9 protein-coding genes are annotated in these 10,760 nt (G+C 71.7%); 7 read left to right on the top strand and 2 right to left on the bottom strand.

The features are described from left to right. The 4 genes from HET64_RS31060 to HET64_RS31075 form a co-directional block, all read left to right on the top strand. Positions 1 to 1,333: amino acid permease (locus HET64_RS31060; RefSeq protein ID WP_215110480.1), on the top strand; the 1,333-nt coding region annotated here is incomplete at its 5' end. A gap of 120 nt (positions 1,334 to 1,453) precedes the next feature. After that, positions 1,454 to 2,920, top strand: a complete 1,467-nt coding sequence (locus HET64_RS31065; RefSeq protein ID WP_215110481.1) for an amino acid permease — start codon at positions 1,454 to 1,456, stop codon at positions 2,918 to 2,920. Positions 2,921 to 3,152: 232 nt separating this feature from the next. Then, entirely contained in the window at positions 3,153 to 4,223 is a 1,071-nt protein-coding gene (locus HET64_RS31070; protein WP_215110482.1) for a glycerophosphodiester phosphodiesterase family protein, read from the top strand. A gap of 94 nt (positions 4,224 to 4,317) precedes the next feature. Further along, positions 4,318 to 5,553, top strand: a complete 1,236-nt coding sequence (locus tag HET64_RS31075; protein WP_215110483.1) for an epoxide hydrolase family protein — start codon at positions 4,318 to 4,320, stop codon at positions 5,551 to 5,553. Positions 5,554 to 5,583: 30 nt separating this feature from the next. Here HET64_RS31075 and HET64_RS31080 read toward each other — a convergent pair whose 3' ends face one another. Both HET64_RS31080 and tkt read right to left on the bottom strand, forming a co-directional pair. After that, positions 5,584 to 6,255 (bottom strand): Dps family protein, encoded by a 672-nt coding sequence (locus tag HET64_RS31080; protein ID WP_215110484.1) that lies wholly within the window; start codon positions 6,253 to 6,255, stop codon positions 5,584 to 5,586. A gap of 93 nt (positions 6,256 to 6,348) precedes the next feature. Further along, the gene (tkt, locus tag HET64_RS31085; RefSeq protein WP_215110485.1) at positions 6,349 to 8,568 is read right to left on the bottom strand and encodes a transketolase; all 2,220 of its coding nucleotides are present in this window, start codon (positions 8,566 to 8,568) and stop codon (positions 6,349 to 6,351) included. Between the two features lie 314 nt (positions 8,569 to 8,882). On the opposite strand from tkt, the gene HET64_RS31090 reads away from it, so the two are divergent. The 3 genes from HET64_RS31090 to HET64_RS31100 all read left to right on the top strand — a co-directional run. Further along, positions 8,883 to 9,524 carry a superoxide dismutase gene (locus tag HET64_RS31090; protein WP_215110486.1) on the top strand — a complete coding sequence of 214 codons (642 nt, stop codon included), beginning with the start codon at positions 8,883 to 8,885 and terminating at the stop codon, positions 9,522 to 9,524. A 167-nt stretch (positions 9,525 to 9,691) separates the two neighbouring features. Then, positions 9,692 to 10,036 (top strand): metalloregulator ArsR/SmtB family transcription factor, encoded by a 345-nt coding sequence (locus tag HET64_RS31095; RefSeq protein WP_215110487.1) that lies wholly within the window; start codon positions 9,692 to 9,694, stop codon positions 10,034 to 10,036. Further along, positions 10,033 to 10,760, top strand: a 728-nt coding sequence (locus HET64_RS31100; protein ID WP_215110488.1) for a DUF2071 domain-containing protein, incomplete at its 3' end; no start/stop codon positions are given. The genes HET64_RS31095 and HET64_RS31100, both read left to right, overlap by 4 nt.

Raw genomic sequence — 10,760 nt, forward strand, 5'->3', positions numbered from 1 at the left:
GCTCGGCGGGGTGATCGGGGCGGGGCTGTTCGTGGGCTCCGGCGCGGGGATCGCGGTGGCGGGGCCCGCCATCGTCGTCTCGTATCTGATCGCGGGGGCGCTCGCGATGCTGGTGATGCGGATGCTGGGCGAGATGTCCTCGGCGATGCCCGCCTCCGGTTCCTTCTCCGTCCACGCCGAGCGGGCGCTCGGGCGGTGGGCCGGGTTCAGTGTCGGCTGGCTGTACTGGTTCCTGCTGGTGGTGGTCCTCGCCGTGGAGGCGACGGCGGCCGCGCAGATCGCCCATGGCTGGGTGCCGGGCGTCGAACCGTGGGCGTGGGTGCTGGTGTTCATGGTGGTGTTCACCGCGGCGAACCTGACGGCGGTGAAAAACTTCGGCGAGTTCGAGTTCTGGTTCGCCTCCTTGAAGGTCGGCGCGATCGTGGTCTTCCTGGTGCTCGGGGTGCTGGCCGTCCTCGGATGGCTCCCGGACACCGATCCGGCCGGGATGACCAATCTGACGGGCCAGGGCGGCTTCCTGCCGAACGGCTGGGGCGGGGTCGTCTCCGGTGTGCTGACCGTGGTCTTCGCCTTCGGCGGTCTGGAGGTCGTCACCATCGCCGCCGCCGAGACGGACGACCCGGCGCGCGCGGTGGGGCGTGCGGTGCGCAGCGCGGTGGTGCGCATCCTCTTCTTCTACGTCGGCTCGATGCTGGTGATCGTGACCGTGCTGCCGTGGACCGCGCAGCAGGCGGGCCTGAGCCCGTATGTGAAGGTGCTGGACGCGATCGGGGTGCCGTCGGCCGGGCAGATCATGAACATCGTGGTGTTCGTGGCGCTGCTCTCGGCGCTCAACGCCAATCTGTACGGCTCCTCCCGCATGATCTTCTCGCTGGCGGAGCGCGGTGAGGCCCCGCGCGGGCTGCTGAAGGTCTCGGGCGCCCCCGGGGCGGGCGGTGTGCCCCGGCGGGCGGTGCTGGCCTCGGTGGCCTTCGGCTTCGTCTCCGTGCTGCTCAACCTGGTGTGGCCGGACACGGTGTTCCTCTACATGCTCAACTCGGTCGGCGCGGTGCTGCTGTTCGTGTGGGCGCTGATCGCCGCCTCCCAACTGCGGCTGCGCGCCCGGCTGGAGCAGGAGGCCCCCGAGGCGCTCACGCTGCGGATGTGGTGGTTCCCGTATCTGACCTGGGTGACGCTGGCCGGGCTGTTCGGGGTGCTGGTGCTGATGCTGACCGACGAGGCGGCGCGCCCGCAGGTGCTGTGGTCGGCCGGGGCGACGGCGTTGGTGCTGCTGGTGGCCGTGGGGCGGCAGCGGCGGGAGAAGCGCGGAGGTTCGCCCGCTGCCGACCGGTAGGCGGGTGTACACCTTGTGTGAGCCTGGTGACCGTATAGCGGACACCTGTTCCCTGTGAGCGGTGCGGATGCTCAGACTGTGGGTTCGTCCCCTGTCTCAGCTACCGAACAGAGCCTGTCCATGCCTCGGACCTCCGCGTCTCCCCCCACCGCTGACTCCGCGGCCCCCGCCGGCCCCTCGGCGGACTCCGCGCTCACCCACGGACTCAAACAGCGTCACCTCTCGATGATCGCCCTCGGCGGGGTGATCGGCGCCGGGCTGTTCGTCGGCTCGGGCGCCGGGATCGCCGCGGCGGGGCCCTCGATCATCGTCGCGTACGCCATCTCCGGGCTGCTCGTGATGATGGTGATGCGCATGCTGGGCGAGATGTCGGCCGCCAATCCGGCCTCCGGTTCCTTCTCCGTGCACGCCGAGCGGGCGATCGGCCCGTGGGCCGGGTTCACCGCGGGCTGGTCCTTCTGGTTCCTCCTCTGCGTCGCCGTGGGCCTGGAAGGCATCGGGGCCGCGCAGATCGTCAGCGGCTGGCTGCCGGGGACACCGGAGTGGGCGTGGGTCGCCCTGTTCATGGTGATCTTCCTCGGGACGAACCTGGCCGCCGTGAAGAACTTCGGCGAGTTCGAGTTCTGGTTCGCCGCGCTCAAGGTCATCGCGATCACCCTGTTCCTGGTGCTCGGCCTGCTGGCGATCTTCGGCGTGCTGCCCGACACGGACGCGCCCGGCCTGTCCAACCTCTCCGGGGACGGCGGCTTCCTCCCCAAGGGCATGGACGGGTTCATCATCGGACTCCTCGCCTCCGTCTTCGCGTACGGCGGTCTGGAGACCGTCACCATCGCGGCGGCCGAGTCCGAGAACCCGGTGCAGGGCGTCGCGAAGGCGGTCCGTACGGCGATGTGGCGCATCGCGGTGTTCTACATCGGCTCGATGGCGGTCATCGTCACGCTGGTCCCCTGGGACGACCCGAAGGTCGCCGAGGTCGGCCCCTTCTACGCGATGCTCGACCACCTCGGCATCGGGTCCGCCGCGCAGATCATGAACGTGGTCATCCTCATCGCCCTGCTCTCCGCGATGAACGCCAACATCTACGGCGCGTCCCGCATGGCCCGGTCGCTGGTCGCCCGGGGCCAGGGCCCGGCCGTGCTCGGGAAGATCTCCTCCGGGGTGCCGCGCAACGCCGTGCTGTTCTCCTCGGTCTTCGGCTTCGCGTGCGTGCTGCTCAGCTACTGGCGTCCGGACGACGTCTTCCCGTGGCTGCTGAACATGATCGGCGCGGTGATCCTGGTGGTGTGGATCTTCATCGCCGCCTCCCAGCTGATCCTGCGCGGCCGCACCGAGCGGGAGGCGCCCGAGAAGCTGGTCGTGCGGATGTGGTTCTTCCCCGTCGGCACGATCGTCGCCCTGGCCGCCATGGTGGGCATCTTCCTGCTGATGCTGCGCCAGCCGGACACCCGGGACCAGCTGCTGGCCACGGGAGCGCTGACCGTGGTGCTGATCGGCATCGGCCTCGTACGCCAGCGGCGACGGGGCGGTGAGGGCGAGAGCAGCGCCGGCGGTGACGACACGGCCGGGGTCCCGGCGCAGCGGAAGTAGCTGCCGCTCCCCACCGTCTCGCGGTACCGGTTCCCGCACGACCTCTGCGAACGCCGGGCTCCTCCTCGTACGATCGGGGCGGAGCCCGGCGTTTCGGCGTCCGGCGTTCCGGTGTGTGGTTCCGGCGCCGCCTGCACCCGTGACCAACAGGACATCGCAGGGCCGGGTACCGTACGCCGGGCCGTCATCCGCCCTCGCTTCCGTGGTGGCTCCACCCACCCGAGGAGCCGTCATGTCCGTTGCCCCCAGGCGTCGTTCGATCCTCCTGGCCACCGCCGCCGTCACCGCCGCGGCCACCGCCCCGGCCGTCGCCGCACCCGCAGCCGAGCGCCGGCCCCACCGCCCGTCGGGCCCCCTGGTCATCGGGCATCGCGGGGCGGCGGGCTGGCGGCCGGAGCACACCGCCGACGCGTACACCTATGCCGTACGGGCCGGGGCCGACTGGATCGAGCCGGACCTCGTGCCGACGAAGGACCACGTCCTGGTCGTGCGGCACGAGAACGAGATCGGCGGGACGACGGACGTCGCCGACCGCCCGGAGTTCGCGGACCGACGCACCACGAAGACCGTCGACGGCAAGGCGGTGACCGGCTGGTTCACCGAGGACTTCCTCCTGCGCGAGCTGCGGACGCTGCGCACGGTGGAGCGGCTTCCGCTGGTCCGCGACCGCAACACGGTCTTCGACGGGCGGGGCTCGGTGATGACCTTCCGGGAGGTGATCGACCTGGCCCGGCGGCTGTCCCGGGAGTCGGGCCGGCGGATCGCGGTGTTCCCGGAGACGAAGCACCCGACGTACTTCCGTTCGATCGGGCTGCCGCTGGAGGAGGAGCTGATCCGGGTGATCCGCCGGAACCGGCTGACCGCCCGGGACTGCGTCGTCCAGTCCTTCGAACCCGCGAGCCTGCGCCGGGTGGCCGCGGCCCGCCTCGGCCTCCCGCTGTGGCAGGCGCTGGGCACGAGCGGCGGCCCGTACGGGCACGGGGTCACCTACCGGGACATGATGACCCCGGCCGGGCTCCGCGAGATCGCCTCGTACGCGGAGTGGATCGGCCCGGACAAGTCCTCGCTCGTCCCGCCGGGCACCCTGCTGGCGGACGCCCACGCGGCGGGCCTGAAGGTCGGCGCGTACACCTTCCGGGCGGAGAACCAGTACCTCCCGGCCGCGTACCGCCGGGGCAGTGCGCCCACCGCCTTCGGCGACGCGTTCGCCGAGTACGCCTTCCACTACGGGCAGGGCGTGGACGCGGTGGTGACGGACTTCCCGGACCTCGCCGCGCAGGCCAGGGACGACCTGCGGCGGTAGCGCCGGGGAGGGATCGCGTACGGCCGCGCGGGGCGGGGCGGATGTGGAAACGTTCGGGTGACAGCGCTTCCTCCGGCCCGGAAGGGACCACGCCATGACCGCCCCGCACGTCTTCCCCCTGGAGCCCACCCCGATACGCGTGGCCGACCAGGTCCTCGACGATCTGCGCGCCCGTCTCGCACGGACCCGACCGCCACTGGACGAGGGGAACGAGGACGGGTCCTACGGCGTTCCGGAGAGCTTTCTGCGTGAGCTGGTCGCCCACTGGCGGGACGGCTACGACTGGCGCGCCGCCGAGGCCGCCGTCAACGCCCACGAGCAGTACCGGGTGAGCGTCGACGGCGTGCCCGTGCACTTCATGCGCGAGCCCGGCCGGGGCCCCCGCCCGGTCCCGCTGATCCTCACCCACGGCTGGCCGTGGACGTTCTGGCACTGGTCGAAGGTGATCGGCCCGCTCGCGGACCCGGCGGCGTACGGCGGCGACCCGGCCGACGCGTTCGACGTCATCGTGCCGTCGCTGCCCGGTTTCGGTTTCCCCGGCCCGCTCACCGGCTTTCCGGACGTCAACTTCTGGAAGGTGGCCGACCTCTGGCACACCCTGATGACCGAGACGCTGGGATACGGGAAGTACGCCGCCGGGGGCTGCGACATCGGCGGGATCGTCTCCAGCCAGCTCGGCCACAAGTACGCCGACGAGCTGTACGGCATCCACATCGGCTCCGGGCTGCCGCTCGACTTCTTCACCGGCCCCCGCGCCTGGGACTTCGCCCGGAACCGCCCCCTCTCCGACGACCAGCCCGCCGACGTCCGCGCCCGCATCGTCGAGCAGGACCGCCGCTGGGCTCCGCACCTCGCCGTGCACATGCTCGACGGCGCCACGCTGGCCCACGGGCTGAGCGACTCCCCCGCCGGGCTGCTCGCCTGGCTGCTGGAGCGGTGGAACGCCTGGAGCGACAACGGCGGCGACCTGTCGTCCGTCTTCAGCAAGGACGATCTGCTGACCCACGCCACGATCTACTGGGTCAACAACTCCATCGCCACGTCGATGCGTTACTACGCCAACGCCAACCGCTACCCCTGGGCCCCGGCCCACGACCGCACCCCGGTCGTGCAGGCCCCGGTGGGCCTCACCCTCGTCACCTACGAGAACCCGCCCGGCGTCCACACCGCCGACGAGCGCGTCCGGGCGTTCGAGAACGGCCCGCAGGCGGCCTGGTTCAACCACGTCAACGTCAACGCGCATGACCACGGGGGCCACTTCATCCCGTGGGAGAACCCCGACGCGTGGGTGAGCGACCTGCGCCGCACCTTCCGCGGCCGCAGGCCCTGAACGATCCCGTCCAGGGCCTGCCGGGTTTCGTCAGCGGGTGGTGCGCCTGCTCGCCGTGGTCTTCTTGACCGCCTTCTTCGCGGTCTTCTTCGCCGGGGCGGGCAGCGCCGTCTTCTTGGCGGGGGTGCGCTTGGCGGCGGCCCGCTTCGGGGACGCGGCCTCGGCGGCCGCCTCCTCGGTGACGGCGCCGGCGTTCGACAGGGTGCCGGAGCCGGACTCCAGGTGGGCCCGGACGAACCACTGGAACTGCTCCAGACCGCGCAGGTGCTCGATGAGCAGGTCCTCGGTGACGGGGTCGATCCCGCCGGCCTTCTCGACCGCCTCGCGGTGGCCCCCGATGACGCCCGTGTAGACGAGGTCCAGGGCGCCGAGGTGGGCGATGGCGTCGGCGCGCCCGACGCTGTAGTCGTTCCAGGTCCGCTCCCTGACCAGGGCGCCCGGGGTGCCGTTCGGCTCGCCGCCGAGGGCGGAGATGCGCTCGGCGGCGGCGTCGGCCATGTCCCGTACGGCGGTGGTCTGCGGGTCGAGCATCTCGTGGACGGCGATGAAGTGCGGCCCGACGACGTTCCAGTGGATGTGCTTGAGCGTGAGCGCGAGGTCGTTGAGCGCGTGCAGGCGCAGCGTCAGGAGGTCGATGATCTGTCGGCCCTCGTCGACGCCGAGGCCGGGAACGGTGTATCGGGGGGTGCGTGCGGGGGACATGGGACTCCTCTGTGGGGTGAACAACGGCGATGGTGTTGGTGGGTGGTGGTGGTCGCCGGTGGCTGGCGGCAGCCGGTGGGTGGTGGTGGTCGGCTAGCCGACGTCTCCGGTGCCGCCCTCGGTCGGAGCCGCGCCGGGGCGCTCCCCGCCGGGCCGGACGGGTCCGGCCGCCGCGCGGATGCTCTCCCGCGCGGCGTCGGCGACCGCGCGGGGCGTGATGCCGAACTCCTCGTACAGGCGCTCGTAGGGGGCGGACGCGCCGAAGTGCTCCAGGCTGACCGTGCGGCCCGCGTCCCCCACGACGTCCCGCCACCCCTGGGCCACGGCGGCCTCGACGCTGACCCGGGCCCGGACGCCGGGCGGCAGGACGGCGTCCTGGTAGGCGTACGGCTGCTCGGCGAACCACTCGCGGCAGGGCAGGGAGACCACGCGCGCGTCGCGCCCCTCGGCGGCCAGCAACTCCCGGGCTTCCAGGGCGATGTGGACCTCCGATCCGGTCGCGACGAGGATGACGTCGGGCGTCCCGCCCCGGCTGTCGGCGAGTACGTAGCCGCCCCGGGCGGCCCCCTCGGCGGGGGCGTACGCGCCGTTCCCGCGCTCCAGGACGGGCAGCGGCTGCCGGGTCAGGGCGAGACCGGCGGGCCGGTCGTGGTGCTCCAGGACGGTGCGCCAGCACACGGCTGTCTCGTTCGCGTCGGCGGGCCGTACGACGTCCAGTCCGGGGATCGCGCGGAGGGCGGCCAGTTGCTCGACGGGCTGGTGGGTGGGTCCGTCCTCGCCCAGGCCGATGGAGTCATGGGTCCAGACGTAGGTGACCGGGAGCTTCATCAGGGCGGCGAGCCGGACGGCCGGGCGCATGTAGTCGCTGAAGATCAGGAACGTACCGCCGTAGGGGCGGGTGAGGCTCTGGAGCGCGACGCCGTTGAGGATCGCGCCCATGGCGTGCTCGCGGATGCCGAAGTGGAGCGTGCGGCCGTAGGGGTTGCCGGGGAACTCGCCGGTCTGCCTGGACTCCGGCACGAAGGACGGCTCGCCCTCCATGGTGGTGTTGTTGCTCCCCGCGAGGTCGGCCGAGCCGCCCCACAGCTCGGGCAGCACGGGCGCCAGCGCGGTGAGCACATCGCCGGACGCCTTGCGGGTGGCGATGCCCTTGGGGTCGGCGTCGAAGACGGGGAGGCTGTCGGTCCAGCCCTCGGGGAACCTCTGCTCCCGCAGCCGGTCGAGGAGTTCGGCGCGCCCGGGGTGGGCGGAGCGCCACTCCTGATAGCCGGGCTCCCAGGCGCGGTGGGCCTCGGCCCCGCGCTCGACGACCGCGCGGGCGTGATTCAGCACGTCGTCCTCGACGGCGAAGTCGGCGTCCGGGTCGAAGCCGAGCAGTTTCTTGGTGGCGGCGACCTCGTCGTCGCCGAGCGCGGAGCCGTGGGCCTTGCCGGTGTTCTGCTTGGTGGGCGCGGGCCAGCCGATGATCGTGCGCAGCAGGATCAGGGAGGGCCGGCCGCGCTCGCTCTTCGCGGCCTCGACGGCGGCGAGCAGGGCGTCGACGTCCTCGACGTAGTCGCCGGTGCGGGTGAAGTCGACCGTCTGGACGTGCCAGCCGTACGCGGCGTAGCGGGCGGTGACGTCCTCGCTGAAGGAGATGTCGGTGTCGTCCTCGATGGAGATGTGGTTGGAGTCGTAGAAGACGACCAGATTCCCGAGCTCCTGGTGTCCCGCCAGGGAACTGGCCTCGGACGTCACGCCCTCCATCAGGTCGCCGTCGGAGGCGACGACGTACACGTGGTGGTCGAAGGGGCTCGTGCCGGCCGGGGCGTCGGGGTCGAGGAGGCCGCGCTCGCGCCGGGCTGCCATGGCCATGCCGACGGCGGAGGCCAGTCCCTGTCCCAGCGGGCCGGTGGTGATCTCGACGCCCCTGGAGTGCTGGTACTCCGGGTGGCCGGGCGTGGCGGAACCCCAGGTGCGCAGCGACTCCAGGTCCGTCAGCTCCATGCCGTAGCCGCTCAGGTACAGCTGGATGTAGAGGGTGAGGCTGGAGTGGCCGCAGGACAGCACGAAGCGGTCCCGGCCGAGCCACTGGTCGTCGGCCGGGTCGTGCCGCATGACCTGCTGGAACAGCAGGTACGCCAGCGGGGCCAGGCTCATCGCGGTGCCGGGGTGACCGTGGCCCGCCTTCTGCACCGCGTCGGCCGCCAGCACCCGCACGGTGTCGACGGCGCGGACGTCCAGCGGCCCCCAGCCCGCCGCGTCCGCGAGGGGCGGGGCCAGGCGCGGATCACGACCGTCGTTCGGGCCGTTCGGCGTTTCGGGGAGTGCCATCAAGTCCTCCTGATCAGCGGGGCGGGCGGGCAACAGGCGGCGCGGCCGGGTTCCGGCCCCGGGCCACCCGGCTGTCCGGCCGGGTCCCCCGGAACGACGGGACCAAACGCGCGACGGCGTACGCAGCACGGAATAAGGAGCAAATCACCTTTGCCGGGCAAACAGCAGGAAGAGAGGGGGAGAGGGAAGGCTGCGCCGCAGGTCCTAGGCCGAAGGGCTGATCACTTGGGCGACACTCCTGCTGTTAGCCTGCTCTTGCATATAGCTTGCAATAACAACTGGACGGCATTCCCAGCAGTCGGAGGGCTCGCATCATGGCCACGTACACGCTCCCGGAACTCCCGTACGACTACGCGGCGCTCGAACCGGTCATCAACCCGCAGATCATCGAGCTGCACCACGACAAGCACCACGCCGCGTACGTCAAGGGCGCGAACGACACCCTGGAGCAGCTGGAAGAGGCCCGCGACAAGGAGGCCTGGGGCGCGATCAACGGCCTTCAGAAGAACCTCGCGTTTCACCTCTCCGGCCACATCCTGCACTCGATCTACTGGCACAACATGACCGGCGACGGCGGCGGCGAGCCCCTCGCGGCGGACGGCGTGGGCGACCTCGCCGACGCGATCACCGAGTCCTTCGGCTCCTACGCGGGCTTCAAGTCCCAGCTGACGAAGGCCGCGGCGACCACCCAGGGCTCCGGCTGGGGCGTGCTCGCGTACGAGCCCGTGAGCGGCAAGCTGATCGTCGAACAGGTATACGACCACCAGGGCAACGTCGGCCAGGGCTCGGTCCCGGTCCTCGTGTTCGACGCCTGGGAGCACGCCTTCTACCTGCAGTACAAGAACCAGAAGGTGGACTTCATCGAGGCGATGTGGCGGGTCGTCAACTGGCAGGACGTGGCGAAGCGTTACGCCGCCGCCAAGGAGCGCGCGAACGTGCTGCTGCTCGCCCCCTGACCGGACACCGGCGCACCGCACCACCACAGACGCCCTGCCTCGTGATCGTCTTCTCAACCTTCACCGGGGCAGGCGGATGAACGGAGAGCCCCCGCGAGGACATGACTCGCGGGGGCTCTCCCATGGGAGCTGCTTAGCTATTTAGCTCATGTGCTAAAAATGTACACATGGAATCACCCACCGTTCCGGCCGATGACGAGGCGAGCGCCTTCCGCGCGCTCGCCGATCCCACCCGCCGCCAGATCCTGGAGGATCTGCGGGGCGGCGAGCTGGCCGCCGGGGAGATCGCGAGCCGGTTCTCGATCAGCGCCCCGTCCATCTCCCGCCACCTGGGCGTGCTCAAGGGGGCCGGGCTCGTCACCGAGCGCCGGGACGCCAACCGCATCCTCTACTCGCTCGCCGAGGAGCGGCTCGCCCTGTGCGTGGGGCGCTTCCTCAGCACCGTGTGCCCCGAGCAGATCGTGCTCCGCAACACCAAGTGGCGCTCCGCGCCGGAAGGCGACGCCTCATGATCCGGCCCCGCCTCGCCAGTGTCATCGAACGCCGCCTCCTGGTGAACTACCGGGTCGACCGTCACATCGCGGCGGCCCTGCTGCCCGCGCCGCTGCGGCCCCAACTGGTGCGCGGTCAGGCGGTGGCCGGGATCTGTCTGCTGCGGATCGGCGGCGTCCGCCCCGCCTGGGCCCCCGCCACGACCGGGCTGACCAGCGAGAACGCGGCGCACCGGATCTCCGTGGAGTGGGACGGGCCGGACGGCGTCGAGCGCGGCGTCTACATTCCGCGCCGCGACACCGCCTCCCGCCTCAACGCCTTCGCGGGCGGGCGGATCTACCCGGGCGAGCACGGCCGCGCCGACTTCACGGTGCGGGAGGACGCCGAGTCCGTACGGGTGGCCTTCGCGACCCGGGACGGCGAGGTGGAGGTGGACGCGACCGTGGAGCCGGCCGACGAACTGCGCGGCAGCGGGCTGTTCACGGACCTGGCGGAGGCGTCGGAGTTCTTCCGCCGCGGCCGGCGGGGCCTCTCCCCCAACAGCGGCGGGGACCACCTGGACGTCCTGGAGCTGTCCACGGACGCGTGGAAGGTGACGGCGGGTCGGCCCGTCTCCGTACGCTCCTCGTTCTTCGAGGACCTGGACCGCTTCCCGCCGGGCAGCGCGGTGCTGGACAGCGCGCTGGTGATGCGGGGCGTGGCGGCGGACTGGTCGCAGGGGGAGCCGTTCCGGCTGGGGTGCGG

The sequence above is a fragment of the Streptomyces sp. McG3 genome (assembly GCF_018619185.1).
Taxonomy (GTDB): Bacteria; Actinomycetota; Actinomycetes; order Streptomycetales; family Streptomycetaceae; genus Streptomyces.